This window comes from Streptomyces sp. SGAir0957 (assembly GCF_043523415.1).
This window is the reverse complement of sequence record NZ_CP027293.1, coordinates 3,078,238-3,104,207: the sequence shown is the minus strand read 5'-3', so window position 1 is coordinate 3,104,207 and position 25,970 is coordinate 3,078,238. Positions and strand designations below refer to the sequence as shown.

Below are 25,970 nucleotides of genomic sequence, written 5' to 3'. Positions count from 1 at the left end.
CGCCGGGCCTCAGCCGGCCAGGCGTACGCGGAAAGTCCGCCGGAAGGCGTTGGGTGTCGTGCCCAGCGCCTTCATGAACTGGTGGCGCATCGCCGCCGCGTTGCCGAACCCGGCGCGGGCGGCGATGGCGTCCACCGTCTCGTCCGTCCTCTCCAGCAACTCCTGCGCGACGAGCACTCGTTGCCGAAGGAGCCAGCGGTACGGCGTGGTGCCCGTCTCCTGCTGGAAGCGGCGTGCGAACGTGCGCGGTGACATGAGCGCCCGTGCCGCGAGGTCCTCCACCGTCACCGGCTCGTCCAGGTGCCGCTCCATCCAGGCGAGGACCTCGCCCACGGTGTCGCAGCGCGTCGCGGGCAGCGGCCGCTCCACATATTGCGCCTGGCCTCCGTCGCGGTGCGGCGGCACGACCATGCGGCGCGCGATGGCGTTGGCCACCTCGGCGCCGTGTTCGGTGCGGACGATGTGCAGGCAGGCGTCGATGCCCGCGGCGGTGCCCGCGCTGGTGATCACCGAGCCCTCGTCGACGTAGAGGACGTCCGGGTCGACATGGGTGCGCGGGTGCCTGATCGACAGTTCGCGCGTGTACCGCCAGTGGACCGCGCAGCGGCGGCCGTCGAGCAGCCCTGCCGCGCCGAGCACGAAGACGCCCGAGCAGACGCTGAGGACGCGCGCGCCCCGGTCGACCGCGCGGCGCAGCGCGTCGAGCAGCGCGGGCGGATAGCCGTCCGGCCGGGGCGCGGCCGCCGGTACGGCGATGAGGTCCGCCTCCTCCAGGCGTTCGAGCCCGTACGGGGTGGAGATCGTCATCCCGGTGACGTGCGTGGACAGGGTCGGGCCGTCGGCGGAGACCACGGCGAAATCGTAGGTGGGCAGGCCGTCGCCGCTGCGGTCCATGCCGAACACCTCGCAGACGACGCCCAGTTCGAAGGGGTGCACGCCGTCGAGCAGTACTGCGGCCACGTTCTTCAGCATGTCTGCCAGTGTGCCGCAGAGCTGGCAGTAATTCGAGGGTCAGTGACAGGACTGCCACTGCCGCGCGGGGCCGGGCGGCGGGAGAGTAGAGGACATGAACACAGCGATGAACTACCTCACCGTCCTCTTCGTCTTCCTCCTCCTCGCCGCCCCGTCCCTGTGGGGCGCCGCGCACGACCGCCGGATCGACCGGGAGATCCGCCAGGCCCGGGACGCGCGGGAGAGGGAGAACCTGACCAGCGGCCCCGAGTACGCGAAGGTCGCCTGATCCCGCGCCGAAGCGCCCGGAACTCCCGGCTCCGCGCAGGCGCCTAGAAGTCCTCGTCGAAGCCGACCGAGCCCTCGACCGCCACCTGGTACGCCGAGGGCCGGCGCTCGAAGAAGTTCGTCAGCTCCTGGACACCCTGCAACTCCATGAACGAGAACGGGTTCTCCGAGCCGTACACGGGTGCGAAGCCAAGGCGCTGGAGCCGCTGGTCGGCCACGCACTCCAGGTACTGCCGCATCGAGTCGGTGTTCATCCCCGGCAGCCCCTCCCCGCACAGGTCACGGCCGAACTGCAGCTCGGCTTCGACCGCCTCCCGCAGCATGGCGGTGACCTGCTCCCGCAGCGCGTCGTCGAAGAGGTCGGGCTCCTCCTTGCGCACCGTGTCGACCACGTCGAAGGCGAAGCTCATGTGCATCGTCTCGTCGCGGAAGACCCAGTTGGTGCCGGTGGCCAGGCCGTGCAGCAGGCCCCGCGAGCGGAACCAGTACACGTAGGCGAAGGCCCCGTAGAAGAACAGGCCCTCGATGCACGCCGCGAAGCAGATCAGGTTGAGCAGGAAGCGGCGGCGGTCGGCCTTGGACTCCAGGCGGTCGATGGACTCGACCGAGTCCATCCACTTGAAGCAGAACTCGGCCTTCTCGCGGATGGACGGGATGTTCTCCACCGCGGCGAACGCGGCCGTCCGGTCGTCCGGATCGGGCAGGTAGGTGTCGAGCAGCGTCAGATAGAACTGGACGTGCACGGCCTCCTCGAACAGCTGGCGCGAGAGGTAGAGCCGCGCCTCCGGGGAGTTGATGTGCTTGTAGAGCGTCAGCACCAGGTTGTTGGCGACGATCGAGTCGCCCGTCGCGAAGAACGCGACCAGGCGGCCGATCATGTGCTGCTCGCCCGGCGACAGCTTCGCGAGGTCGGCGACGTCGGAGTGGAGGTCGACCTCCTCGACGGTCCAGGTGTTCTTGATCGCGTCGCGGTAGCGCTCGTAGAAGTCCGGGTAGCGCATGGGGCGCAGGGTCAGTTCGAAGCCCGGGTCGAGCAGGTTCTTCTGCGCTTGTTCCGGAGAAGGGGTCGTCGTCATTACTGGCAGGCCTCGCAGGACTCGGGGTTTTCCAGGGAGCAGGCGACGGCGTCGGGCTCGGCCATCTGGACCGGGACCCGGGCCGCGGCCCGCGCGATACGCGTCGCGGGGCGCGAGCGCAGGTAGTACGTCGTCTTCAGGCCCGACTTCCAGGCGTACGCGTACATCGAGGAGAGCTTGCCGATGGTCGGCGTCTCCAGGAACAGGTTGAGGGACTGGGCCTGGTCGAGGAACGGGGTGCGGGCCGCCGCCATGTCGATGAGCCCGCGCTGCGGCAGCTCCCACGCCGTGCGGTACAGGGCGCGGACCTCCTCCGGCACCCAGGTGAAGCCCTGCACCGAGCCGTTGGACTCGCGCAGCGCCTCGCGGGTCTGCGCGTCCCACACGCCGAGCCGCTTGAGCTCGTCGACCAGGTAGGAGTTGACCTGGAGGAACTCGCCGGACAGCGTCTCGCGCTTGAACAGGTTGGAGACCTGCGGCTCGATGCACTCGTAGACGCCCGCGATGGAGGCGATCGTCGCGGTCGGCGCGATGGCGAGGAGCAGCGAGTTGCGCATACCGACGGCGGCGATGCGTTCCCGCAGCGCGGCCCACCGCTCGGGCCAGGTCACCTGCGCGTCGGGGTAGTGGTCGGGGTGCAGGACGCCGCGCGCGGTACGGGTCTTGTCCCAGGCGGGCAGCGGGCCGTTGCGCTCGGCCAGGTCGGCGGACGCCTCGTAAGCGGCGAGCATGATGCGCTCGGCAAGGCGCGTCGAAAGAGCTTTCGCCTGCGGCGAGTCGAAGGGCAGGCGCAGCTTGAAGAAGACGTCCTGGAGGCCCATCGCGCCGAGGCCGACCGGGCGCCAGCGGGCGTTGGAGCGGCCCGCCTGCTCGGTCGGGTAGAAGTTGATGTCGACGACGCGGTCGAGGAAGGTGACGGCGGTGCGGACCGCCTCGTCGAGCCGCTCCCAGTCGATGTCGCCGTCGACGATGAAGGCGCCGAGGTTCACGGAACCCAGGTTGCAGACAGCGGTCTCCCCGTCGTCCGTCACCTCCAGGATCTCCGTGCACAGGTTCGAGGAGTGGACGGTGTGGCCGGGCTCCGCGGTCTGGTTGGCGGTGCGGTTGGCGGCGTCCTTGAAGGTCAGCCAGCCGTTGCCGGTCTGCGCGAGGGTGCGCATCATGCGGCCGTACAGCTCACGCGCGGGGAGGGTCTTCTGCGCCTTGCCCTCCGCCTCGGCCTTGCGGTACGCGGCGTCGAACTCCGCGCCCCACAGGTCGACGAGGTCGGGCACGTCGGCGGGGGAGAAGAGCGACCAGGGGCCGTCGTCGGCGACGCGGCGCATGAACTCGTCGGGGATCCAGTGCGCCAGGTTGAGATTGTGCGTGCGGCGCGCGTCCTCGCCGGTGTTGTCGCGCAGCTCCAGGAACTCCTCGATGTCGGAGTGCCAGGTCTCCAGGTAGACGGCGGCGGCGCCCTTGCGGCGCCCGCCCTGGTTCACGGCGGCGACCGACGCGTCCAGCGTCTTCAGGAACGGCACGATGCCGTTGGAGTGCCCGTTGGTGCCGCGGATCAGCGAACCCCGGCTGCGGATGCGGGAGTAGGGGAGCCCGATGCCGCCGGCGTGCTTGGAGAGGCGGGCCACCTGGTGGTAGCGGTCGTAGATCGAGTCCAGCTCGTCGAGCGGGGAGTCGAGCAGGTAGCAGCTGGACATCTGCGGGTGGCGGGTGCCGGAGTTGAAGAGGGTGGGGGAGGACGGCAGGTAGTCCAGGCGGCTCATCAGGCCGTACAGGTCCGCGACCTCGTCCAGGGCGCGGACGGAGTCGTCCTCGGCCAGACCGGAGGCAACGCGCAGCATGAAGTACTGCGGCGTCTCGATGACCTGGCGGGTGATCGGGTGGCGCAGGAGGTAGCGGCTGTGCAGGGTGCGCAGGCCGAAGTAGCCGAAGCGGTCGTCGGCCTCGGTGTCGATGAGCGCGTCGAGGCGGGCCGCGTGGAGACGGGCGAACTCGGCGGTGCGGTCGGCGATCAGGCCCTCGCGGTGGCCGACCGCGATCGACCCGGTGAAGGAGGTGACGCCCTGCGTGGCGGCCTCGGCGGCGATGGAGAGCGTGAGCAGGCGGGCGGCGAGCCGGGAGTAGACCGGGTCCTCGGAGATCAGCCCGGCGGCGGCCTCGGTGGCGAGTTCGCGCAGCTCGGCCTCGTCGGCGCGGGCGCTGCGGCCGCGCAGCGCGGCGGCGGCGACCCGGCCGGGGTCGGCGCCCGGCAGGTCGGAGGTCAGCTCGGTCAGGGTGCGCAGCAGCGCGGTGCCCGGAGCGTCTTGCGGGGCGTCTTCCGGGGTGGCTGAGACCGGTTCGGCGGGCGGCGCGATGGTCACTGGGGGCTCTCCCTCGCTCGGCTCGGGGCCTTGCGGGGAGGAGTGGCTCGGGCGCGCACGCGAGGGGGCGCCTTCGTCACCGGCCCATTCCGCGAGGCCCGGACGTCGTCTCCATCCGGGCCGGGCGGCTCGGGTGGGCTGCGGCAGGTCGTCGGACTCACGCGGGCGCGGCGTTATGCGCGCTACGTTCACCGTTGCGGGACAGTTCCGGATTTGCACCGGATTCCCCTGCGGCTGCAGCGAGAGCGAGCATACATGTTGTGCCGGGTGTGGGTGACAGCCCCATATCTTGTGTCGCGCGGGCAGGTGCGTGGCGGGCGTGCGGGCCCGCTCATGGCGACGGGCCCCTCCGCGTGCGGAGAGGCCCGTCCCGGGGTGTCGTACGACGGAGCTCAGTGGCCGGAGCCCGCTCCGACGACGGGCAGGTCCGTCTGCACGCCCTTGTCACCGGCGTCGGCGGTGTAGTCGCCGGGCGACGTCTCGTCGATGCCCTCGGGAGCCTTCGCGGCCTTCAGGACGAAGGTCAGGACGACGGTCACGATCACGTTCATCACGAACGCCGTCAGGCCGATGTACCCGATCTCGCCGATGCCCGGGATCTCCTTCGAGGACCCGCCGAAGTGCGCCTGCGTCGGCGACGCCACCCCGTACGCGGCGAGGGTGCCGTACACCATGCCGACCGCCCAGCCGGCGATCAGTGCCCAGCGGTGGAACCAGCGGGTGAACAGACCGCCGACCAGGGCAGGCATGGTCTGCAGGATCCAGATGCCGCCGAGCAACTGGAAGTTGATGGCGACGGTCTTGTCCATGGTGAGGACGAAGACGAGCGCGCCGACCTTCACGAGCAGCGACACCAGCTTGGAGACCTTGGTCTCCTGCGCGGGGGTCGCGTCGGGCTTGATGAAGTCCTTGTAGATGTTGCGCGTGAAGAGGTTCGCCGCGGCGATGGACATGATCGCCGCCGGGACGAGCGCGCCGATGCCGATGGCGGCGAACGCGACGCCCGTGAACCAGTCGGGGAACATGTCCTCGAACAGCTGCGGGATCGCCAACTGCCCGTTCTGCACCTTGATCCCGGCCGCGATCGCCATGAACCCGAGCAGCGCGAGCAGGCCCAGCATGAGCGAGTAGAGCGGCAGGATGGTGGTGTTGCGGCGGATCACGTTGCGGCTCTTGGAGGAGAGCGTCGCCGTGATCGAGTGCGGGTACATGAACAGCGCGAGCGCCGAGCCGAGCGCGAGCGTCGCGTACGTCCAGTGCCCGGCCTCACCCGGCGCGAGCGCCCCGACGGGTTTCCCTGTCGCCGGATTGACCTGCTCGAACTTCTTGCCGGCCGCGGCGAAGATGTCGTCGAAGCCGCCGAGTTTGATCGGGATGTAGATGATGGCGACCGCGATGACGAGGTAGATCAGCCCGTCCTTGACGAACGCGATCAGCGCGGGCGCGCGCAGACCCGAGGAGTACGTGTACGCCGCGAGGACACCGAAGGCGATGAGGAGCGGCAGGTCCTTGATGAACCAGTTGGTGTTCTCGCCGCCGCCGACGCCCATGACGTCGAGCACGGCCTGGATGCCGACGAGCTGGAGCGCGATGTACGGCATCGTCGCGAGGATGCCGGTGATCGCGACGGCGAGCGAGAGGCCCTTGGAGCCGAAGCGGCCGCGCACGAAGTCCGACGTCGTCACGTATCCGTGCCGGTGCGAGACCGACCACAGGCGCGGCAGGAACGTGAAGATCAGCGGGTACACCAGGATCGTGTAGGGCACGGCGAAGAAGCCGGACGCGCCCGCCGCGTAGATCGCCGCGGGGACGGCGACGAAGGTGTACGCCGTGTAGAGGTCGCCGCCGAGCAGGAACCAGGTGATCCAGGTGCCGAACGAGCGGCCGCCGAGGCCCCATTCGTCCAGCGAGTCGGTCTCGGAGCGGCGCCAGCGCGCGGCGAGGAAGCCCATGACCGTGACGGCCACGAAGAAGATGATGAAGACGGTGAGCGCGACACCGTTGACGCCGTCGTTCATCGCTGACCCTCCGGAGCCTGGGCGGACGCGGAGGCCGACGCCTTGCGGCCGCGCTGGTCACGCTGCCACAGCTTGTACGCGATCATCGTGAGCCCGGTCGAGATGATCACCCAGAGCATCTGGTACCAGTAGAAGAACGGGATGCCGATGAAGGTCGGGTCGATCTTCGAGTAGGAGCTGACCCAGAGCATCGCCACGAAGGGCGCGACCAGGCACACCCCGATGACCACGCGGACCGGTGTCACCACCGGTCTCCCTGCTTGTTCCGGCACTTCCGGCGCATCCGACATCTTGGGCTCCGTCCCCTCGCTGATCCCACTTATCTCACGTTTAACGTGCGGGAAATCTAATGCGAGAGTCTTGCTCTTTGGAACCCCTGTCCGGATAACGGACGAGCCTGTTCCGCCTCGCTCTTCAGTTATGTGGGGAAGCTATGTGAGGAAGCTATGTGAGGGAAGGGCCGCGTATGTGCGGGATCAGTCCATCGGGCGCTTCAGGCGCGCCACGAACTTGTACCGGTCGCCCCGGTAGACCGAGCGCACCCACTCCACCGGCTGCGCCGAACCGTCGATCGAGTGACGGGAGAGCATCAGCATCGGAAGGCCGACATCCGTGCCCAGCAGGCCGGCCTCGCGCGGGGTGGCGAGCGAGGTCTCGATGGTCTCCTCGGCCTCGGCGAGACGGACGTCGTACACCTCGGCGAGGGCCGTATAGAGAGAGGTGTACTTGACGAGCGACCTGCGCAGCGCCGGAAAGCGCTTGGCGGACAGGTGTGTCGTCTCGATGGCCATGGGTTCGCCGCTGGCCAGGCGGAGCCGTTCGATACGCAGGACGCGCCCGCCGGCGGAGATGTCGAGCAGCCCGGCGAGGGTGTCGTCGGCGGTGACGTACCCGATGTCGAGCAGCTGCGAGGTCGGCTCCAGGCCCTGGGCCCGCATGTCCTCGGTGTAGGAGGTGAGTTGCAGCGCCTGGGAGACCTTGGGCTTGGCGACGAAGGTGCCCTTGCCCTGGATCCGCTCCAGGCGGCCCTCGACGACCAGCTCCTGGAGGGCCTGGCGGACGGTGGTGCGGGAGGTGTCGAACTCGGCGGCGAGTGTGCGCTCCGGCGGCACCGGCGTGCCCGGCGGCAGGGTCTCCGTCATGTCGAGCAGGTGCTTCTTCAGGCGGTAGTACTTGGGCACGCGTGCGGTGCGGACGGGCGCCCCGCTCTCGTTCTCCGCACTGCTCACGTCGGTGCTCATGCTCCGCCTTCCCGGCTCCGGTGCCGATGCGACCGACGTACCCATCGGCCACGGCTCACATCGTGGCACGGCTCGCTCCGGGGGACTCCCCGCACGCTCCGTGATCCCTCCTTATACCGCCCGCTGACTCTCTGGTCTAGTCCATGTACGCGCGGATGGGAGCGGTCCCCCGAACCGCTCAACCCCCTTGTCCCAGCGGGCGGGTGTCGTTCCGATAACGGACGCACAGGTCTTTCTCAGCCACCCTTGACACCTCTATTGGTCTGGGCCAAGCTCCCCGTACTGGTCTACACCATTAAACGGAGACCGGGTCCCAGTCCCACGAAGCACTGCTCGTCGTATGCGTCGCTGTGGGTGGGGGGTTGCTGGCATCCCTGAGGAGGGTGACGTGAAGCGCAAGCTCATTGCGGCCATCGGCGTCGCGGGCATGTTGGTCTCGATCGCGGCCTGTGGCAGTGACGACGACAAGGACAGTGGGAGCAAGGCGGGGGCGGACGGGTACAAGGGGCAGACGCTGACCGTCTGGACCATGTCCGGCTCCAACCCGCCGGAGTGGACCAAGAAGGTCACCGCCGAGTTCGAGAAGAAGACCAAGGCGAAGCTGGACATCCAGGTCCAGGAGTGGAACGGCATCCAGCAGAAGGTCACCACGGCCCTCTCGGAGTCGAACCCGCCGGACGTCCTGGAGATCGGCAACACGCAGACCCCTGCGTACGCCAAGACCGGCGGTCTCGCCGAGCTGTCCGACCTCAAGAGCGAGATCGGCAAGGACTGGGCCGACTCGGTCAACAAGCCGGCCGTCTACGACGGCAAGCAGTACGCGCTGCCGTGGTACTTCGGCAACCGCACGGTCATGTACAACAAGAAGATCTGGAAGCAGGCCGGCATCACGGAGACGCCGAAGACCCGCGCCGAGCTCTTCGACGACTTCAAGAAGATCGGCGAGAAGACCAGCGCCGAGCCGCTCTACCTGCCGGGCCAGAACTGGTACTTCTTCGACGGCCTCCTCGTCGGCCAGGGCGTCGAGCCCGTGAAGAAGGACGGCGACAAGTGGATCTCCAACCTCGGTGACCCCAAGGTCGCCAAGGCCATGGACGTCTACAAGCAGTACCAGGCTTTCTCCAAGGCGCCCAAGGACAAGGACGAGGCCACGCCGCAGCAGGCCACCGTCTTCGGCAAGGGCAACACCGGCGCCATCATCGCCATGGGCTACGAGGCCGGCACCGCGCTGCAGGCCAAGAAGCTCAAGGCCGAGGACATCGGCTTCTTCACCATCCCCGGTGAGACCGCCGACAAGCCCGAGGGCGTCTTCCTCGGCGGCTCCAACCTCGCCGTCGCCGCGGGCTCCAAGAAGCAGGACCTCGCCAAGGAGTTCCTGAAGATCGCGCTCTCCGTCGAGAACGACGGCCAGCTGGTCAAGGAGGCCGGCTGGGTCCCGAAGTCCCCGGCCCTCGAGTCCTACGCCAAGGACCAGCCGGCCGCGCAGGCCGGTGCCCCCGCCGCCGCCAAGGCCGGTGGCACCACGCCGCTGATCCCGGAGTGGGCGCCGGTGGAGAACCCGCCGAACCCGATCAAGACCTACATGACCGCGGTCCTGAACGGTAAGTCCCCCGCCGCTGCCGCCAAGCAGGTCGAGGGCGAGCTCAACAAGCGCCTGAGTCAGGAGCAGTAGTCGCCCGGGCCGGGGCGGCGGAAGGGACCCAGAACCCGACCGCCGCCCCGGCCCGACGCATCGTCCAGTTACGGCTTTGGAAGAGATGGCGAGCATGGCAGTGCAGACCAACCCGGCGGAAGCGGTCGACAAGATCGCGCCCGACGGGAAGCGCAGCGGTCGCGCACCCGGGCCGCGGGGGGAGAAGCGGAAGGGCGCGGCGAACACCGTCCCGTACCTGCTGCTGCTCCCCGCCCTCCTGGTGACGGCGATCTTCCTCGGCTGGCCCCTGGTGAAGGACGGCTTGCTGTCGTTCCAGAACCTCAACATGGGCCAGCTCATCCAGCACGTCACCGAGTGGAACGGCGTAGAGAACTACAAGGAGGTCCTCGGCGGCGAGGACTTCTGGCGCGTCACGCTGCGCTCCACGATCTTCACGGCGATCAACGTCGTCCTGATCATGGTGGCGGGCACGCTCGTCGGGCTGCTGCTCGCGCGTCTCGGCAAGAAGATGCGCCTGACGCTCATGCTGGGCCTGGTCCTGGCCTGGGCCATGCCGCTCGTCGCGTCGTCCACCGTCTACCAGTGGCTGTTCGCGTCCCGCTTCGGCATCGTCAACTGGGTCCTCGACAAACTCGGCTGGCACTCCATGGCCGACTACAACTGGACCGGCTCGCAGATCTCCACGTTCTTCGTGATCGGCCTGCTGATCGTCTGGGGCTCCATCCCGTTCGTCGCGATCAACCTGTACGCCGCCACGACCACCATCCCGCGCGAGCTGTACGAGGCCGCGGCCCTGGACGGGGCCGGCATGTGGAAGCAGTTCACCTCGGTGACCTTCCCCTTCCTGCGCCCCTTCCTCTACGCCACCACGTTCCTGGAGATCATCTGGGTCTTCAAGGCGTTCGTGCAGGGCTTCACCATCAACGAGGGTGGCCCCGACCGGCTCACCGAGACGCTGCCGATCTACGCGTTCGTCGAGGGCGTCGGCAACCAGCACTACGGCAAGGGCGCGGCGATCGCCCTGCTCACCATCGTGATCATGCTGCTCCTCACCGCGTACTACCTCCGCATCGTTCTCAAGCAAGAGGAGGACGAGCTGTGAAGCGCTCACTGCTCGGCCGCGTCTGGCCCAACGCCACGGCGCTCGTGCTCTTCGTGTTCATGGTCTTCCCCGTGTACTGGATGTTCACGACGGCCTTCAAGCCGACCGCGGACATCGTCACGGACAACCCGGTCTGGTTCCCGACCGATGTCACGTTCGAGCACTTCAAGACGGCCGTCGACGCGCCCGACTTCTGGCAGCTGGTCACCAACTCGATCACCGTCACGGTCTGCGCGGTACTGCTCTCGCTCGTCATCGCGCTGTGCGCGTCGTTCGCCCTCGCCCGGATGCGGTTCAAGGGGCGCAAGGGCATGATCCTGGTCTTCATGATCGCGCAGATGGCGCCCTGGGAAGTCATGGTCATCGCGATCTACCTGATCGTGCGCGACGCCGACATGCTCAACAGCCTCCTCCCGCTGACCCTCTTCTACATGGTGATGGTGCTGCCCTTCACCGTCCTGACGCTGCGCGGCTACGTGGCCGCGGTGCCCAAGGAGCTGGAGGAGTCCGCGATGGTCGACGGGTGCAGCCGCCCGCAGGCCTTCGTCAAGGTCATCCTGCCGCTGCTCGCGCCCGGCCTCATGGCCACCTCCCTGTTCGGCTTCGTCACGGCGTGGAACGAGTTCCCGCTGGTGCTGATCCTCAACAAGGAACCGGGATCGAAGACCCTTCCCCTCTGGCTGTCGCAGTTCCAGAGCCAGTTCGGGGACGACTGGGGCGCCACCATGGCAGCGGCCTCTCTCTTCGCCATCCCGATCCTCATCGTCTTCGTCTTCCTGCAGCGCAAGGCCGTCAGCGGCCTCACCTCCGGCGCCGTGAAGGGATAACGCCCCCGATGACCACTCTCACCAGCGGCACCGACACACTCACCCGCGACGCGCTCGCCGTCCTGCAGCCCGGCTTCGCCGGCACCACCGCCCCGGACTGGGTGCTGCGCAGGCTCGGCGAGGGCCTCGCGTCGGTCGGCCTGTTCGGCCGCAACATCCAGACCCCCGACCAGGTCGCGGCGCTCACCGCCCAGTTGAAGGCGGAACGCGACGACCTCCTCGTCGCCATCGACGAGGAGAGCGGCGACGTCACCCGCCTCGAGGTCCGTACGGGCTCCTCGTTCCCCGGCAACCACGCGCTCGGCAAGGTCGACGACGTGGAGCTGACCCGCTCCGTCGCCTTCGAACTGGGCCGACGCCTCGCCGAGTGCGGCGTCAACCTCAACTGGGCGCCGTCCGCCGACGTCAACGCCAACCCCGACAACCCGGTCATCGGCGTCCGCTCCTTCGGCGCCGACACCCAGCTCGTCGCCCGCCACACCGCCGCCTACGTCGAGGGCATGCAGGCCGCCGGGGTCGCCGCCTGCACCAAGCATTTCCCCGGCCACGGCGACACCGGCGTCGACTCGCACCACGACATGCCGCTCATCGACGTCGGCCTCGACGTCCTGAACGCCCGCGACCTCGTCCCGTTCCGCGCGGCGATCGCCGCCGGCAGCCGCGCCGTGATGAGCGCCCACATCCTGGTCCCGGTCCTCGACCCGGACCGCCCCGCGACCCTCTCCCGCCGCATCCTCACCGGCCTGCTCCGCGAGGAACTCGGCTACGACGGCCTCATCGTCACCGACGGCATCGAGATGCAGGCCATCTCCTCCGCCTACGGGATCGAGCGCGGCAGCGTCCTCGCCATCGCCGCGGGCGCCGACGCCATCTGCGTCGGCGGCGGCCTCAACGACGAGGGCACGGTCACCCGGCTGCGCGACGCCCTCGTCGCCGCCGTCCGCTCCGGCGACCTCCCGGAGGAGCGCCTCGCGGACGCCGCCGCCCGCGTCCGCTCCCTCGCCGAGTGGACCCGGGCGACGGGTTCGGGCTCGGAGATCGTGTCCGACCCCGAGATCGGCCTGATCGCGGCCCGCCGCGCGATCACCGTCACCCGCGGCGACTACGCCCCGCCGGTCTCCGGCCCGGTCCACGTCGCGGCCTTCTCCCCGCTCGCCAACATCGCGGTCGGCGACGAGACCCCCTGGGGCGTCGGCGCCGAACTCGAACGCCTCCTCCCCGGCACCACCACCGGCTCCTACTCGGGCCCCGACGCGGGCGCCGCCGCCCTCGCCGCAGCCGGGGACCGGCGCCTCGTCGCCGTGGTCCGCGACGAGCACCGCCACCCCTGGATGACCGACGCCGTCACCACCCTCCTCGCCGCCCGCCCCGACACGGTGGTCGTCGAGATGGGCGTCCCGGGGGCGACCCCGCGCGGCGCGCTGCACATCGCCACGCACGGCGCGGCCCGCGTGTGCGGGGTCGCTGCCGCTGAGGTCATCGTCGCGGGGTAGCGGTTCCCTCGAGGGCCCTGCACTTGCTGCCGGGCCGCAGGCCGCACATGCCGCAGGCCGCACATGAAGGAGCCGGTCACCCTGGGTGGGGTGACCGGCTCCTTCATGTCTGGCGTTCCGCGTCGCCTTTCGGCCGGCGGAGCGGGCAGTACCCGCGCCTATAGGCCGTGCCAGCTTTCTGGCGGCCGACGTCGAGCGGGTAGTGCCTGCGCCTGCAGGCCGTGCGAGCTTTCGGGCGGCCGGGCGCCGAGCGCCGAGGGGGCAGTACCCGCGCCTACAGGCCCTGCCACTCCGGCTTGTTGGCGTACGTGTGCCGGAAGTAGTCCGCGAGCTTCAGCTTCGACGCGGCGGCCTCGTCCACGACGACCGTCGCGTGCGGGTGCAGCTGCAGAGCCGACGCCGGGACCACCGACGCGACCGGCCCCTCCACCGTCGCCGCCACGGCGTCCGCCTTGCCCTCACCAGTGGCGAGCAGCACCAGGTGCCGGGCCTCCAGGATCGTGCCGATGCCCTGCGTGATGACGTGACGCGGCACTTGGCTCAGGTCCCCGTCGAAGAACCGCGCGTTGTCCGTGATCGTCTGCTCGGTCAGCGTCTTGATCCTGGTCCGCGAAGCGATCGACGAGCACGGCTCGTTGAACCCGATGTGCCCGTCCGTCCCGATGCCGAGCAGCTGGAGATCGACCCCGCCCGCCTCGGCCAGCGCCTTGTCGTACGCCTCGCACGCCGCCTGCACGTCCTCGGCGCTGCCGTCGGGCCCCATGAACGACGCCTCGTCCAGCCCGAGCGGCTCCACGACCTCGCGCAGCACCGTCGCCCGGTAGGACTCGGGGTGCCCCGTCGGCAGCCCCACGTACTCGTCGAGCTGGGCGATGCGGGCCTTCGCCGCGTCGACCTCACCGGCGCGCACCTTGGCCGCCAGCGCCTCGTAGATGGGCAGCGGCGTCGAGCCGGTGGCCACACCGAGCAGCGCGTGGGGCTTGCGCCGCAGCAGCTGGGCCATGGCCTCGGCGATCAGCTCGCCACCTGCCTTGGCGTCCGGAACGATCACAACTTCCACGCTGGGCCTGCCGTTCTGGTCAGAGGAGACTGGGGAATACGTGGTATAGACCAATCGAGACCAATCTAGCAGAGCGAGCCCTTGCCGGTCAGGCCCCGCACGGCCCCGCTCCGTCCATGCTCAGCGCTGCGGGTGGCGTCGGCATGTCGAGGGGGCGGAGCGGCGGGGAACGGGGCGGGTGGGGAGTCGCGGCGGACGGGTTGGGGGTGCGGGTGGGTCGCAGTTGGGGGGCGGTCGTGCGCAGGGGCGCGGTTGGGGAGGGGCGCCGGGCAGGGGTCGCGGTGAGAGAGGGGTGCCGGGCGAGGGCGCGGTGGGGAAGCGGTGTCGGGCGGGGGTGTGGTGGGCGAGGGGTGGTGCGCAGGTCGGGGGCGGGGGGAGCGGCACGGTGCACGGTCGCGGTTGGGGAGGGGTGCCGGGCAGGGTTGGGGTGAGCAGCGGCACCGGAGATGTCTCTTGGGGCAACTGGCGGGCGGCTGCGCGCCCGGTGCCGGGTCTCGCTCAGCGGCCGAGCAGGGAGCCGCCGGTTGCGTCCACCCACTGGCCCGTCACCCATCGCCCGTCCGGCGACGCCAGGAACGCCACCACGTCGGCTATCTCCGCCGGCGTCCCGACCTTGCCGAGCGCCGAGAGCGCGGCCGCCCCGTCCCACGCCTCGTCGCTCGCGCGGAGCCACGCCTCGTTGACGTCCGTGTCGACGATTCCGGGCGCCACCGTGTTGGCGGTGATGCCGCGCGGGCCGAGCACCTTGGCGAGGTAGTGCGTCAGTACGTCGAGCGCGCCCTTCGTCATCGCGTACGGCATGAGGTCAGGCAGCATCGCCGTGCGCGCGGCGCCGGAGGAGATGTTGATGATGCGGCCTCCGTCGCGCATCCTCGGCGCCGCGAGCTGGGCGAGGAAGAAGGGTGCCTTGGCGTTGACCGTGAAGAGGCGGTCGAACTCCGCCTCCTCGATGTCGGCGAAGGCGCTGGACGTGCCGATCCCCGCGTTGTTCACCAGGATGTCCACACCGTCCGCCCGAGCGTCGAACTTCTCCCACAGCTCCCGCGCGGCCCCCGGCGAACCGAGCTCGGCCCCGAGGGCGAACGCCGAACCGCCCGCCACCTCGATCGCGGCCACTGTCTCCTTCGCGGCGGCGTGGTTGGTCCCGTAATGCACCGCCACCCGCGCGCCGTCCCGGCCGAGCCGCTCGGCGATGCCTCGCCCGATGCCCCGGCTCGCGCCCGTGACCAGTGCCGTCTTGCCCGTGAGTACTCCAGTGCCGCTCATGTCGCAGTCCCCTTCGTGTGATCACCGTGCCGAGGTCGCCCCGGAGCCCGCAGCAGGAAGCCGAGGCGCGGAACCCGTAGCCGTGAAATCTGTAGCGGTCGTTATGAAAATAACCGTAGCCCACCCCCACCCCCTTTCGCTAGTGCCCGCTATAGAATTCACCCCATGGCGACGAAACAGCGCGGACGGCCCCGCTCCTTCGACCGGGAGACCGCCCTGGAGAAGGCCATGCGGGCCTTCTGGGAGAACGGCTACGAGGGGACCTCGGTCTCCGAACTGACCCGCGAGATGGGCATCGGCGCCCCCAGCCTCTACGCCGCCTTCGGTGACAAGCGCTCGCTTTTCGAGGAGGTCGTCCGGGTCTACGGCACCACCCACGGGTCCGGACCCGGCCGTGCCCTGACCGAGGAGCCCACCGCCCGCGCCGCCGTGGAGCGCCTGCTGCGGGAGGCGGCCGAGGAGTTCACCGCCCCCGGCCACCCGCACGGCTGCCTCGTCATCCACGCCGCGACCAACTGCACGACGCCCGAGGTCGAGCAATCCCTGCGGGATCAGCGCGGGGCCAGCCTCGCCGCGATCGAGGACCGGCTCCGCCAAGGCGTGAGAGCGGGGGAGTTGCCGCAGGCCACGGACATCGCGGCGCTCGCCCGCTTTGTCGGCGCCGTCTTCCAGGGCATGTCGCAGCAGTCGAGGGACGGTGCGACCAGGGCCGATCTGGAGGCGATCGCCGATCTCGCGATGGCGGCCTGGCCCGCGGATGAACCGGCGAGCACCGGCGCCCGTGGACAGGGGGGATAGAGGGGGTAGAGGGGGACGCCACGGTGGACAAGGCTTCCGGCCCCGCGAACATGGCTTCCGGCCCTGCGAACATGGGCCCCGGCCCCGGGAACATGGCTCCCGGACTCGGAGAAAGCGACGACAATTAAGCCGTGCCGACGCATAGACATTGGCGAATGGTCTAGTCCACAATGCGTACGAAAGGCCTCCGCCCTCCCCGCACAGGAGGACGGACAGAGGAGCCCCGCTCTCTGCCCTGACTGCGGCGGTTCCTCGATCGGCAGCCGGGCACCGCACACCGGGCGGCCGATGCACCTGAAGGGCTGCGGTGCCAGGGAAAGGGTCGAGGGTCCCTCCCCCCGGCGCCGCGGCCCGTCGGTCTTTCCGGGGCCGCAGGGGCCGGCGGGTACGCTCACCTGGTGCCCTCCATGAACGATCTCGTACGCCAGCACACCGCCCTCGGTGACTCCGACCTCGAGTGGCTCCACCTGCTGGTCTCGGAGTGGCAGCTGCTCTCCGACCTGTCCTTCGCCGACCTCGTCCTGTGGGTTCCCACGCGCGACGGCACCCGGTACGTCTCCGTGGCGCAGATGCGCCCGAACACCGGTCCGACGTCCTACCAGGACGACATGGTGGGGCATCTGGTGCCGCGCGGCCGCCGCCCCATGCTGGACGCCGCGCTCGACGAGGGCCGCATCGTGCGCGAGGGCGACCCCGAGTGGCGCGAAGAGGTTCCGGTACGGGTCGAGTCCATCCCCGTACGCAGGGAGGGCCGTGTCCTCGGCGTCATCGCGCGCAACACGAACCTGCTGACCGTCCGTACGCCCTCCCGCCTGGAGCTGACCTATCTGCAGTCGGCGTCGGACCTGGCGCAGATGATCGCCGCCGGTTCGTTCCCGTTCCCCGGCCAGCAGGTGGACATGGACGCCTCCCCGCGCGTGGGCGACGGACTGATCCGGCTGGACGCCGACGGCGTCGTCCAGTACGCGTCTCCGAACGCGCTCTCCGCCTACCACCGCCTCGGCTTCTCGGCGGACCTGGTCGGTCATGACCTCGGCAAGACGACCGCCGAACTCGCGCCCTCGCGCGGCCCTGTGGACGAGGCGCTCGCCAAGGTGGCCAGCGGCTGGGCGCCGCGCGAGTTCGAGATCGAGGGTGAAGAAGGATCGATCCAGCTGCGTGCGATCCCGCTCAAGCCCAAGGGCACGCGCATCGGTTCACTGGTCCTGCTGCGCGACGTCACCGAACTGCGGCGGCGCGAGCGGGAGTTGATCACCAAGGACGCGACCATCCGGGAGATCCATCACCGGGTGAAGAACAACTTGCAGACCGTGGCGGCCCTGTTGCGCCTCCAGGCCCGGCGCATCGAGTCGGACCGGGGGCGCGAGGCGCTCGAAGAGGCGGTCCGGCGCGTCGGCTCCATCGCGATCGTCCACGAGACGCTCTCCCAGAACCTGGACGAGCGGGTGGAGTTCGACGAGATCGCCGACCGGGTCCTCGCCATGGTCGCGGAGATCTCGCCCGGCCAGGTGACGGGCCGGCGCACGGGCCGCTTCGGCATCCTGGACGCCGAAGTCGCCACGCCCTTGTCGATGGTCCTCACCGAGGTGCTGCAGAACGCCCTGGAGCACGGCTACCGCCAGGGCGACACCGGCACCGTCGAGGTCTCCGCGGTGCGCGGCGGCACCAGCAAGGACGCCCGGCTGCTCATCACCGTCCAGGACGACGGCGTCGGTCTGCCCGAGGGCTTCGACCCGAAGCGGGCGGGCAACCTGGGGCTGCAGATCGTACGCACGTTGGTTGAGGGGGAGTTGGGCGGATCGTTCGACATGGTGCCCGCACCCGAGCGCGGCACCCAGGTCGTCCTGGACATCCCGGTGCGCTCGACCAAGTAGCCCGAGCGTACGTACGAGGACAGCACGTACGCGGACAGCAGAGAGCCCCGGACCGTCGAACGGTTCCGGGGCTCTCTGCTCGCGTTGCTCGGGTCTTGTCCCGGGCGGAGCCTGGGGGAGCATCGGGGGTACTGCGCGCTGCGGCTCGGGGGCGGGGGGATGCGTACTCGCTGTACGCGCCGCCGGGCTCAGGCTCGTAAGGGGTGGGGAATCAGGCGGAGGCCTGACGGGCCCGGTTGCGAGCGGCGCGGCGCTTCATCGCGCGGCGCTCGTCCTCGCTGAGGCCACCCCAGACGCCGGAGTCCTGGCCGGACTCGAGCGCCCACTGCAGGCACTGCTCCATGACGGGGCAGCGACGGCAGACGGCCTTGGCTTCCTCGATCTGCAGCAGCGCGGGACCGGTGTTGCCGATGGGGAAGAACAGCTCGGGGTCTTCCTCGCGGCAAACGGCGTTGTGACGCCAGTCCATGGCTGCTACCTCTCCTTGGTATTACATGCGGGTTGCTTGTGAATGTGAACGCTTTCACGAATCCCTCAACAAGTGAAGGGACGAACGTCACATAGGCGACGGGTGTCCGTTGCTTTGAGGAGGGGATTCGGGCTCTCTGTGGGGCCGATGTTGCGGGTTGTCCCGAGCGCCATGTAGAGATTCGCAAACCTCGGCGGCGGATACAACCCCTTCTGGAAAGTTTTTTTTGATTCCTCGGTGTCGACTAGGTCACAGCCGTCATTCCATGGGGTGGGACCTGGCCCAAACGTTCGAGATAAAGGACTTTGGGCCCTTCCACTCACACAATCACACGCAGTGCACGGCGTACGCCTGTGAACGTCACGCTGGTACGCAGCCCCAGGTGGTCACCGTCCATCTGAAGGGGCAGGGGCGCCTTCGAATGCAAGGTGAAGTCCGTGAGGTCATGGAGCGTGACCGCGTTCTTACCGTGCGGTCCCCGCTCGGGTGAGGAGGTCAGCAACTGGGTCCCGTAACGGGCCACCGCCGGGGTCGACAATTTCTTGAGTCCCAGCACGTCAAGGCCGGTGTCGAAGGACGCCTTGGGCGTCGGATACAGCGGCCGGTTGCCCAGGAACGACCACGGGGAGGTGTTGCTGACTATGGAGACGACCAGATCCGTGATCGGGTCCTCGCCCGGCCGTTCGAGCGTGATGGTGCCGTGTCTGCGGTCCGGCTCACCAAGAAATTGACGGACGACCTGTCGCACGTACAGGGCATGGGTCGAACGCTTGCCGCGTTCCCGCTGCTGCTCGACTCTGCCGACCACACCGGCGTCGAAGCCGACACCCGCGCTGAACGTGAACCAGCGCGAGGGGACCGCCTCGTCCTCCGTGCCCGGGGTGCCCGCGGTGAGGCCCAGGCCGACCGTGCGCTCACGGCCCTCGCGCAGGGCGTCCAGGAGCTGTCCGGTGGCCTCCACGGGCTCGTTCGGCAGGCCCAGGGCGCGTGCGAAGACGTTCGTGGAGCCGCCGGGGACGACGGCCAGGCGTGGCAGCCGGTCGGGGTCGGGGCCGTGGTGCAGCAGCCCGTTCACGACCTCGTTGACCGTGCCGTCGCCGCCCAGGGCGACGACCAGCTCGATGTCCTTGCTCTCCGCCGCCTGCCGGCCCAGGTCGCGCGCGTGGCCGCGGTACTCGGTGGTGACCGCGTCGAGCTTCATCTCGCTCGCGAGCGCGTGGATCAAGACATCGCGCGTGCGCGCACTGGTGGTGGTAGCCGCCGGATTGACCACAAGAAGTGCACGCATGCGATGCAGGGTACCCAGCGCCCTGCGGGGAACGCTTGGCCGGGGGCTACCCTGCAAAGGTGACCTCTGAGCAGAATCCCGCCCCCGAGACCCCTGACGAAGACGGCCCGCGACCCGGCCGGCTGACCGCCGCCGCCGCGCTGGCCGGACTCGAGGGGGTCGCGCTCGTCGTGGGCGGCGTCTACATGCTGGTCGCCGGGGTCTCCGGGAACCCCGACAACCCCGAGCAGGCCGTCACCGGCGGGGTGACCCTCATCGTGCTCGCCCTGCTGCCGCTGCTGGCCGCGCGCGGGCTGCTCGCCCGCAAGAGCTGGAGCCGGGGCCCGGCGATCATCACGCAGATCATGGCCCTGCCGGTCGCCTACACGCTGCTGCAGGCCGACAGCATCGCCATCCCGGGCGGGATCGCACTCGCCGCCGTGGCCATCGCCGCGCTGGTCCTGCTGGTCAATCCGGCGACCACGCGCGCGCTCGGCATCCGCACGCCGGGGAGCGCGCACCAGCCCAAGTAGGCGCGGTCGCCGCCGCTCACTCCTCGACAAGGAGCTTCTCCCGCAGCTGAGCCAGCGTGCGGGCGAGGAGGCGCGAGACGTGCATCTGGGAGATGCCGACCTCCTGCGCGATCTGCGACTGCGTCATGTTCCCGAAGAACCGCAGCAGCAGGATGCGCTTCTCGCGCGGCGGCAGATCCTCCAAGAGCGGCTTGAGGGACTCGCGGTACTCGACGCCCTCCAGGGCCTCGTCCTCCGCGCCCAGGGTGTCGGCGACCGCCGGGGACTCGTCGTCCGTGTCCGGGACGTCCAGGGACAGCGTGGAGTACGCGTTGGCCGACTCCAGGCCCTCCAGGACCTCCTCCTCCGAGATGGCCAGCTTCTCGGCCAGCTCATGAACGGTGGGGGAGCGACCGTGCAACTGGGACAGCTCGGCCGTCGCCGTCGTCAGGGAGAGGCGCAGCTCCTGGAGGCGGCGCGGGACGCGCACGGCCCAGCCCTTGTCGCGGAAGTGCCGCTTGATCTCGCCGACGACCGTCGGGGTCGCGTACGTGGAGAACTCCACGCCGCGCTCCGGGTCGAAGCGGTCGACCGACTTGATCAGGCCGATCGTCGCGACCTGGGTGAGGTCGTCCAGCGGTTCCCCGCGGTTGCGGAAGCGGCGGGCCAGGTGCTCGACGAGCGGCAGATGCATGCGCACGAGCTGGTTGCGCATCTCCGCGTACTCGGGGCTGCCGGACGGCAGGGTGCGCAGCTCGATGAACATCGCGCGCGCGTTGCTGCGGTCCCGCGGGTCGTGCCGGCCCTGCTGCTCACCGTGTCGCTCGTGGTCGCTCATCAATCCCGCCCGTCGCGCGTCCGATCCCCCTGGCCGCTCGCGAAGCCCGGCCCCGGAAGTCGGCGCTGCCTGCTGTGGCGCGTCGGCCATCGGGTCCTCCGGGTGCGGCCTGGCCTGCTGCTCGGGGATGCCGGCGGTCATCCGCCGCACCCCCGTCGTGCCGTCGGCCGGGAAATCCCGTGTGCCGCGCTTGTCGTCCCGCACCGGACCGTCCCCGTTCCTCACGCCGGGCCGGGGCCCGCGCCGCGCTTCTTGTAGAGGCTGATCGAGACGGTGTTGTCCTCGGCCACCGAGGAGTCGACCTGGCCCGCGAGGGCCGACAGCACCGTCCAGGCGAAGGTGTCGCGCTCCGGGGCCCGGCCGTCGGTGGTCGGGGCGGAGACCGTCACCTCCAGGGAGTCGTCGACGAGCCGGAACACGCAGCTGAGCACGGAGCCCGCGACGGCCTGCTGGAGCAGGATCGCGCAGGCCTCGTCTACCGCGATGCGCAGGTCCTCGATCTCGTCGAGGGTGAAGTCCAAACGCGCCGCGAGACCGGCCGTGGCCGTCCGCAGCACTGACAGGTAGGCACCCGCAGCCGGCAGCCGGACTTCCACGAAGTCCTGATTCCCGGGCTCTCCTGCGATCTGGGACACCCTCACCTCCAAGGTGGTACAAGCACTTTCGGGCTCCGGAGGTCCTCCCCCGGGTGACGCGCCACATATATCTGCGGTGACGCTACCGCGCGCCCGACTTTCCTGTCCCGGGGACCCCCGGCCCAGTGCTGTCACTCATAGTAAGCCTACGGGTACGGACAGTGGCTAGAGGGCGTGCGCTCCCAATTGGAAGAAGCGGGCGCCGGATTGACGTACCCAAGCGCCAACCGGTCGAACCCCGACCCGGCGAAGGATCGTCCGCATCAGACCAAAGACGTGTCCACGAAGCACCAGCGCCAGCTCTCACCAGGCTCGAAGGTGCGCATCACCGGATGGCCGGTCTCCTTGAAGTGCTCCGTCGCGTGCCGGTAGGGCGAGGAGTCGCAGCAACCGACATGACCGCAGACGAGACAGAGCCGTAGTTGCACAGGGTGACTGCCCAGGGCCAGACACTCCAGACAGGTCTCGCTGAGCGGAGCCGGCTCGGGGTGCGGCAGCGCGTCGACGTGCGGGCACTCGTTCATGATGGCCAGGTTACGACGGGGGACGTGAGAAGGACGGCGGAAGGCTGGGCATGGACGTTTTGCCACTGGTGGGGTTGGTCGCGGCGAGCGCCGCGGTGGCGGGAGTGGCGCGCAGGACACCGGTACCGGCACCGCTCCTCCTGGTCGCGGCCGGCCTGGTGGCCTCGTACGTGCCATGGATTCCCGCGTACGCGCTCGACCCGCACATCGTGCTGCCGCTGATCCTTCCGCCGCTGCTGCACACGGCCGCCCTGGAGAGCTCCTATCTGGACCTGCGGGCCAACATCAGACCCGTGGCGCTGCTCTCGGTGGGCTACGTCCTGTTCGCCACGGTGGCCGTGGGCTGGCTGGCGTACGAGCTGATCCCCGACCTGCCGCTGACCGCCGCGCTCGTCCTGGGCGCGGTGATCGCCCCGCCCGACGCCGTCGCCGCGACGGCGATCGCGCGCAGAGTGGGCCTGCCCGCGCGGCTCACCACGATCCTCCAGGGCGAGTCCCTGGTGAACGACGCGACCGCGATCACCGCCTACAAGGTGGCGCTCGCCGCCGCCGTGGGGGAGGGGGCGAGCTGGGCGGGCGGCATCCGCGAGTTCGTGGTGGCCGCCGTCGGCGGTGTCGGGGTCGGGCTGCTGCTGATGGTGCCGCTGCACTGGCTGCGCAAACGCCTCACCGAGGCGGTCCTGCAGAACACCCTCTCGCTGCTGATCCCCTTCGTGGCGTACGCGGCGGCCGAACAGGTGGGCGCCTCCGGGGTCCTCGCGGTCGTCACCGTCGCCCTGTACCTCGGGCACCACTCCTGGCAGGTCGACTTCGAGACGCGGCTCCAGGAGGCCGCGGTGTGGAAGGTCGTCTCGTTCATCCTGGAGTCGTCGGTCTTCGCGCTCATCGGTCTGCAACTGCGCGTCGTCCTGAAGGACCTCGGCGAGTACAGCGTGGCGCAGGCCGTCTGGTACGCGATCGGGGTGTTCGTCCTGGTGGTCGTGGTCCGCTTCGTGTGGTCGTATCCGGCCACCTATCTGCCGGTGTTCCTGTCGGCGCGGATCAGGGAGCGCGAGAACGACACCGACTGGAAGCGGCCGCTCATCGTGAGCTGGGCGGGGATGCGCGGGGTGGTGTCGCTGGCCATCGCGTTCTCGATCCCGCTCGTCACGGACGAGGGCGAGCCGTTCCCCGCACGCAACCTGGTGCTCTTCCTGACCTTCACCACCGTCATCGGCACCCTCGTGGTGCAGGGGCTCTCCCTGCCGGCGCTGATCAAGGCCCTGAAGCTGCCGGGGCGCGACGTCCAGCACGAGACGCTCGCCGAGGCGCAGGCCCAGAACGCCGCCTCCACCGCCGCGGAGGAGCGCGTGGACACCTTGATGCAGGACGAGCGCAACTGCCTCCCACAGCCCCTCCAGGACCGTCTGCGCACCGTTCTGGAGCGGCGCCGCAACTCCGTCTGGGAGCGGCTCGGCCAGCCCAACCCGGTGACCGGGGAGTCCGCCGACGACACGTACCGCCGGCTCGCGCGGGAGGCGATCGCCGCCGAGCGCGAGGTCTTCGTACGGATGCGGGACGAGCGGCGGATCGACGACGAGATGATGCGCACCCTGCTGCGCAAGCTCGACCTTGAGGAGGCCGCCGCCTACCGGGAGATCGACGACTGAGCGCCCTCGAAGGGGGCGCCGGTGACGACGGCGGCGAGGGCCGTGCCGGGAGCGAAGGCGCCCTCTTCCGTGAGAGTGACAAGGGCAAGGAGCATCTTGGCGACATAGAGGTGCTCGACCGGGACACCGTGGCGGCGCTCGAAGTCGTCCGCGAACTCCGCCACATACGCGGGCACGCGCGCGTAGCCGCCGCAATGGAAGCGGTCCTCGATATACCACGTGCCGCGGGGACTGCCGAACGCGGCCTCCTGCAAGGCGCGGACCTCGGCCGTCAGGAAGCCGCCCTTGAGGACGGAGACGCCCAAGGCGCGCTGCCCGGGGCCGAGCCCTGCGGCAAGGCCCGCCAGGGTGCCGCCCGTCCCGCAGGCGATACCGACGACGTCGGCCTGGCCGCGCAGCTCAAGACCGAGGTCCATGCAGCCCACCACCGCGCGGACGTTGCTCCCGCCCTCCGGGACGACATAGGCGTCCGCCGCTCCGGTGGTGGCCAGGAGAGCGGCCAGGACGTCCGGGTCGTTCTTCCGCCGGTACGTCGCCCTGTCGACGAAGTGCAGCCCCATGCCGTCGGCCGCGCAAGCGGTCAGGGACGCATTGAGCGGCCGCTCCGCGAGCTCCTGGCCGCGGACGATGCCGAGCGTGGGCACGCCGAGGAGGCGGCCGGCGGCGGCCGTGGCCCGCAGATGGTTCGAGTAGGCGCCGCCGAACGTGACAAGGGCGCGCCCGCACGCCGCCGCCAGGTTCGGGGCGAGTTTGCGCCACTTGTTGCCGATCAGATCCGGGTGGATCAGGTCGTCCCGCTTGAGCAGCAGGCGCACGCCGTGGCGCGCGAACCGGTCGTCGTCGACCTCGGTGAGAGGCGACGGCAGCCGGGGGCGCAGGGCGTCGGTGAACGGGCGGGGCACCCGGCCATTGTCGGACATCGGACATCTGTCCGGGTGCCACTACCGCGCGCGGCGTAGTGCTCCAGGCCGCGCGGTACGTGCTACCCGAGACGGACACCGATGCGCTTGCGCATCGACGCCATCGTGAACCCCTTCGGGTCGATCTTCCCGGGCTGCCACTCCAGGTGGCCGATGACCGAGCGCTCCGTCCAGCCGTGGTGGCGGCAGACCGCGGCGGCCGCCTTCTCGATGGCCTCCAGCTGCACCGCGGGCCACGGATCCTGCCCGTCGCCCATGTTCTCGCACTCGAAGCCGTAGAAGTGGCTGTTGCCGTCCGTGTTCGCCTCGTTGTCCGGCGGCAGCGCCTTCTCGGCGATGACGGCGCGCAGGACGTCGTCATCGCCGAGACCCGCATGGTTCGCCCGCCCGTAACCCACCAGGTGGACCCGGCCGTCCTTCGTGATGACGCCGTGGCACAGCGGTCCCGGCAGGCTCGGATGGCCCTCGCGACAGATGCGGACCGTCGCGTCGCTGCCCTTGGTGACGGTGTGATGGATCATCACACCGTGCATCGGCCCCCAGGCGCCCTTGCTGTTGCGGTTGTGATGCTGCCAGTCGCCGACCTGGACGACCGTCAGACCCTCGTCCTCGAGAGCGGACAGAAAACTGTTCGCGGACATGGGTGGGGCCATGGCCGTCTCCTCACGGGCGCGACGGCCGCCCGTCGCGCACCGTCTCGTACGCTGCTTCTACCCGCAACTACGGTGCTACGACCAGTCGTTCGGATTCCGTGCGAGCCGTTCCGGACACCGGGGCAAGGAACGCGCCACATACGCCTCAGGCGCGCAGGAAACCGTCCCCGTTCGCCGCGATGTGCGCCTCCAGCGCCTGGAGCGCCCGCTGCGTCGCGTCCGCGCTGCCGGTGCCCCTGCGCTCCTCGTAGTACGCCGCGCCCAGCTTCTTCAGCAGATCGCCGCCGGCGCGCTGCGCCTGCACATCGTCCAGCTTCTGCTTGCCCTGCGTCAGGCCGCGCTGCGCCTGCTCCTTGGCCCGGTCCAGGAAGCCCGCCATGGTCGTCTCCTTTTACGTCGTGGTTGTTGTCGGATCAACGTGCCGCTGGATCGCGGAGTTCCGCAAAACGCGACTAATGCCCCGTCGGGACGGAATCCATTCCCCCTCATTTGTGTAAT

General features: G+C 69.8%; 25 protein-coding genes and 1 riboswitch. Of the genes, 9 read left to right on the top strand and 16 right to left on the bottom strand.

Features of this window, described 5'->3' with window-relative positions:
* Positions 1-9: 9 nt before the first annotated feature.
* Positions 10-972 (bottom strand): helix-turn-helix domain-containing protein, encoded by a 963-nt coding sequence (locus C1N81_RS18820; protein ID WP_394430585.1) that lies wholly within the window; start codon positions 970-972, stop codon positions 10-12.
* 94 nt (positions 973-1,066) lie between these two features.
* On the opposite strand from C1N81_RS18820, the gene C1N81_RS18815 reads away from it, so the two are divergent.
* Positions 1,067-1,240: a hypothetical protein gene (locus tag C1N81_RS18815; RefSeq protein WP_394430583.1), complete on the top strand. Its 174-nt coding sequence runs from the start codon at positions 1,067-1,069 to the stop codon at positions 1,238-1,240.
* Positions 1,241-1,283: 43 nt separating this feature from the next.
* Here the strand turns inward: C1N81_RS18815 and C1N81_RS18810 are convergent, their stop codons facing one another.
* The 5 genes from C1N81_RS18810 to C1N81_RS18790 all read right to left on the bottom strand — a co-directional run bounded on the left by C1N81_RS18810 (position 1,284) and on the right by C1N81_RS18790 (position 7,931).
* Positions 1,284-2,315, bottom strand: coding sequence for a ribonucleotide-diphosphate reductase subunit beta (locus C1N81_RS18810; protein WP_394430581.1), 1,032 nt, complete (start codon positions 2,313-2,315; stop codon positions 1,284-1,286).
* Complete coding sequence (locus C1N81_RS18805; protein ID WP_394430580.1) at positions 2,315-4,672, bottom strand: ribonucleoside-diphosphate reductase subunit alpha; 2,358 nt, start codon at positions 4,670-4,672, stop codon at positions 2,315-2,317. The genes C1N81_RS18810 and C1N81_RS18805 overlap by 1 nt, the downstream gene beginning before the upstream one ends.
* 124 nt (positions 4,673-4,796) lie before the next feature.
* A riboswitch (cobalamin riboswitch) is annotated at positions 4,797-4,932 on the bottom strand.
* Positions 4,933-5,064: 132 nt separating this feature from the next.
* Entirely contained in the window at positions 5,065-6,690 is a 1,626-nt protein-coding gene (gene mctP, locus C1N81_RS18800; protein ID WP_394430579.1) for a monocarboxylate uptake permease MctP, read from the bottom strand.
* Complete coding sequence (locus tag C1N81_RS18795) at positions 6,687-6,980, bottom strand: DUF3311 domain-containing protein (RefSeq protein WP_394430578.1); 294 nt, start codon at positions 6,978-6,980, stop codon at positions 6,687-6,689. Before C1N81_RS18795 ends, mctP begins: the two co-directional genes overlap by 4 nt.
* A 186-nt stretch (positions 6,981-7,166) precedes the next feature.
* The gene (locus tag C1N81_RS18790; protein WP_394430577.1) at positions 7,167-7,931 is read right to left on the bottom strand and encodes a GntR family transcriptional regulator; all 765 of its coding nucleotides are present in this window, start codon (positions 7,929-7,931) and stop codon (positions 7,167-7,169) included.
* Positions 7,932-8,319: 388 nt separating this feature from the next.
* Between C1N81_RS18790 and C1N81_RS18785 the strand changes: the two genes are divergently transcribed.
* The 4 genes from C1N81_RS18785 (at position 8,320) to C1N81_RS18770 (ending at position 13,007) form a co-directional block, all read left to right on the top strand.
* A complete protein-coding gene (locus C1N81_RS18785) occupies positions 8,320-9,603 on the top strand; it encodes an extracellular solute-binding protein (RefSeq protein ID WP_394430576.1) in 1,284 nt (427 codons plus the stop codon).
* Between the two features lie 94 nt (positions 9,604-9,697).
* Positions 9,698-10,687 (top strand): carbohydrate ABC transporter permease, encoded by a 990-nt coding sequence (locus C1N81_RS18780; protein ID WP_394430575.1) that lies wholly within the window; start codon positions 9,698-9,700, stop codon positions 10,685-10,687.
* Positions 10,684-11,514: a carbohydrate ABC transporter permease gene (locus C1N81_RS18775; protein WP_394430573.1), complete on the top strand. Its 831-nt coding sequence runs from the start codon at positions 10,684-10,686 to the stop codon at positions 11,512-11,514. Before C1N81_RS18780 ends, C1N81_RS18775 begins: the two co-directional genes overlap by 4 nt.
* 8 nt (positions 11,515-11,522) lie before the next feature.
* Positions 11,523-13,007, top strand: coding sequence for a glycoside hydrolase family 3 protein (locus C1N81_RS18770; RefSeq protein WP_394430571.1), 1,485 nt, complete (start codon positions 11,523-11,525; stop codon positions 13,005-13,007).
* Between the two features lie 274 nt (positions 13,008-13,281).
* Here C1N81_RS18770 and nagB read toward each other — a convergent pair whose 3' ends face one another.
* Both nagB and C1N81_RS18760 read right to left on the bottom strand, forming a co-directional pair.
* Positions 13,282-14,067, bottom strand: a complete 786-nt coding sequence (nagB, locus tag C1N81_RS18765) for a glucosamine-6-phosphate deaminase (RefSeq protein ID WP_394430570.1) — start codon at positions 14,065-14,067, stop codon at positions 13,282-13,284.
* Between the two features lie 498 nt (positions 14,068-14,565).
* The gene (locus C1N81_RS18760) at positions 14,566-15,333 is read right to left on the bottom strand and encodes an SDR family oxidoreductase (protein WP_394430568.1); all 768 of its coding nucleotides are present in this window, start codon (positions 15,331-15,333) and stop codon (positions 14,566-14,568) included.
* A 165-nt stretch (positions 15,334-15,498) separates the two neighbouring features.
* Here C1N81_RS18760 and C1N81_RS18755 point away from each other — a divergent pair, with 165 nt between their 5' ends.
* Together C1N81_RS18755 and C1N81_RS18750 are read left to right on the top strand one after the other, a co-directional pair.
* The gene (locus C1N81_RS18755) at positions 15,499-16,131 is read left to right on the top strand and encodes a TetR/AcrR family transcriptional regulator (RefSeq protein WP_394430566.1); all 633 of its coding nucleotides are present in this window, start codon (positions 15,499-15,501) and stop codon (positions 16,129-16,131) included.
* A gap of 398 nt (positions 16,132-16,529) precedes the next feature.
* Entirely contained in the window at positions 16,530-18,005 is a 1,476-nt protein-coding gene (locus C1N81_RS18750; RefSeq protein WP_394430564.1) for a sensor histidine kinase, read from the top strand.
* Positions 18,006-18,216: 211 nt separating this feature from the next.
* On the opposite strand, the gene C1N81_RS18745 is transcribed toward C1N81_RS18750, so the two are convergent.
* Positions 18,217-18,474: a WhiB family transcriptional regulator gene (locus tag C1N81_RS18745; protein ID WP_016639615.1), complete on the bottom strand. Its 258-nt coding sequence runs from the start codon at positions 18,472-18,474 to the stop codon at positions 18,217-18,219.
* A gap of 319 nt (positions 18,475-18,793) precedes the next feature.
* On the bottom strand, positions 18,794-19,762 hold the full coding sequence (locus C1N81_RS18740; protein ID WP_394430561.1) for a diacylglycerol/lipid kinase family protein: 969 nt from the start codon (positions 19,760-19,762) through the stop codon (positions 18,794-18,796).
* Positions 19,763-19,821: 59 nt separating this feature from the next.
* On the opposite strand from C1N81_RS18740, the gene C1N81_RS18735 reads away from it, so the two are divergent.
* The gene (locus C1N81_RS18735; protein WP_394430559.1) at positions 19,822-20,274 is read left to right on the top strand and encodes a hypothetical protein; all 453 of its coding nucleotides are present in this window, start codon (positions 19,822-19,824) and stop codon (positions 20,272-20,274) included.
* A 16-nt stretch (positions 20,275-20,290) separates the two neighbouring features.
* On the opposite strand, the gene C1N81_RS18730 is transcribed toward C1N81_RS18735, so the two are convergent.
* The 3 genes from C1N81_RS18730 to C1N81_RS18720 form a co-directional block, all read right to left on the bottom strand.
* Positions 20,291-21,316, bottom strand: a complete 1,026-nt coding sequence (locus C1N81_RS18730) for an RNA polymerase sigma factor SigF (RefSeq protein ID WP_394430557.1) — start codon at positions 21,314-21,316, stop codon at positions 20,291-20,293.
* On the bottom strand, positions 21,313-21,726 hold the full coding sequence (locus C1N81_RS18725) for an ATP-binding protein (RefSeq protein WP_394430555.1): 414 nt from the start codon (positions 21,724-21,726) through the stop codon (positions 21,313-21,315). The genes C1N81_RS18730 and C1N81_RS18725 overlap by 4 nt, the downstream gene beginning before the upstream one ends.
* Before the next feature lie 263 nt (positions 21,727-21,989).
* Positions 21,990-22,250 carry a UBP-type zinc finger domain-containing protein gene (locus tag C1N81_RS18720; protein ID WP_394430553.1) on the bottom strand — a complete coding sequence of 87 codons (261 nt, stop codon included), beginning with the start codon at positions 22,248-22,250 and terminating at the stop codon, positions 21,990-21,992.
* A gap of 50 nt (positions 22,251-22,300) precedes the next feature.
* On the opposite strand from C1N81_RS18720, the gene C1N81_RS18715 reads away from it, so the two are divergent.
* Positions 22,301-23,899, top strand: coding sequence for a Na+/H+ antiporter (locus tag C1N81_RS18715; RefSeq protein WP_394430551.1), 1,599 nt, complete (start codon positions 22,301-22,303; stop codon positions 23,897-23,899).
* Here the strand turns inward: C1N81_RS18715 and C1N81_RS18710 are convergent.
* The 3 genes from C1N81_RS18710 to C1N81_RS18700 form a co-directional block, all read right to left on the bottom strand.
* Complete coding sequence (locus C1N81_RS18710) at positions 23,878-24,819, bottom strand: 1-aminocyclopropane-1-carboxylate deaminase/D-cysteine desulfhydrase (RefSeq protein ID WP_394430549.1); 942 nt, start codon at positions 24,817-24,819, stop codon at positions 23,878-23,880. The genes C1N81_RS18715 and C1N81_RS18710 overlap by 22 nt on opposite strands.
* Positions 24,820-24,881: 62 nt before the next feature.
* On the bottom strand, positions 24,882-25,472 hold the full coding sequence (locus C1N81_RS18705; RefSeq protein WP_394430547.1) for an N-acetylmuramoyl-L-alanine amidase: 591 nt from the start codon (positions 25,470-25,472) through the stop codon (positions 24,882-24,884).
* A 145-nt stretch (positions 25,473-25,617) separates the two neighbouring features.
* Positions 25,618-25,851: a hypothetical protein gene (locus C1N81_RS18700; protein WP_394430545.1), complete on the bottom strand. Its 234-nt coding sequence runs from the start codon at positions 25,849-25,851 to the stop codon at positions 25,618-25,620.
* Positions 25,852-25,970: the final 119 nt, after the last annotated feature.

Bases quoted from the DNA above. Each gene is read 5' to 3' on its own strand.
- C1N81_RS18820 (WP_394430585.1), bottom strand. From the start codon at position 972: ATGCTGAAGAACGTGGCCGCAGTACTGCTCGACGGCGTGCACCCCTTC.
- C1N81_RS18815 (WP_394430583.1), top strand. From the start codon at position 1,067: ATGAACACAGCGATGAACTACCTCACCGTCCTCTTCGTCTTCCTCCTC.
- C1N81_RS18810 (WP_394430581.1), bottom strand. From the start codon at position 2,315: ATGACGACGACCCCTTCTCCGGAACAAGCGCAGAAGAACCTGCTCGAC.
- mctP (WP_394430579.1), bottom strand. From the start codon at position 6,690: ATGAACGACGGCGTCAACGGTGTCGCGCTCACCGTCTTCATCATCTTC.
- C1N81_RS18795 (WP_394430578.1), bottom strand. From the start codon at position 6,980: ATGTCGGATGCGCCGGAAGTGCCGGAACAAGCAGGGAGACCGGTGGTG.
- C1N81_RS18790 (WP_394430577.1), bottom strand. From the start codon at position 7,931: ATGAGCACCGACGTGAGCAGTGCGGAGAACGAGAGCGGGGCGCCCGTC.
- C1N81_RS18780 (WP_394430575.1), top strand. From the start codon at position 9,698: ATGGCAGTGCAGACCAACCCGGCGGAAGCGGTCGACAAGATCGCGCCC.
- C1N81_RS18770 (WP_394430571.1), top strand. From the start codon at position 11,523: ATGACCACTCTCACCAGCGGCACCGACACACTCACCCGCGACGCGCTC.
- C1N81_RS18760 (WP_394430568.1), bottom strand. From the start codon at position 15,333: ATGAGCGGCACTGGAGTACTCACGGGCAAGACGGCACTGGTCACGGGC.
- C1N81_RS18755 (WP_394430566.1), top strand. From the start codon at position 15,499: ATGGCGACGAAACAGCGCGGACGGCCCCGCTCCTTCGACCGGGAGACC.
- C1N81_RS18745 (WP_016639615.1), bottom strand. From the start codon at position 18,474: ATGGACTGGCGTCACAACGCCGTTTGCCGCGAGGAAGACCCCGAGCTG.
- C1N81_RS18740 (WP_394430561.1), bottom strand. From the start codon at position 19,762: ATGCGTGCACTTCTTGTGGTCAATCCGGCGGCTACCACCACCAGTGCG.
- C1N81_RS18720 (WP_394430553.1), bottom strand. From the start codon at position 22,250: ATGAACGAGTGCCCGCACGTCGACGCGCTGCCGCACCCCGAGCCGGCT.
- C1N81_RS18715 (WP_394430551.1), top strand. From the start codon at position 22,301: ATGGACGTTTTGCCACTGGTGGGGTTGGTCGCGGCGAGCGCCGCGGTG.
- C1N81_RS18710 (WP_394430549.1), bottom strand. From the start codon at position 24,819: ATGTCCGACAATGGCCGGGTGCCCCGCCCGTTCACCGACGCCCTGCGC.
- C1N81_RS18705 (WP_394430547.1), bottom strand. From the start codon at position 25,472: ATGGCCCCACCCATGTCCGCGAACAGTTTTCTGTCCGCTCTCGAGGAC.
- C1N81_RS18700 (WP_394430545.1), bottom strand. From the start codon at position 25,851: ATGGCGGGCTTCCTGGACCGGGCCAAGGAGCAGGCGCAGCGCGGCCTG.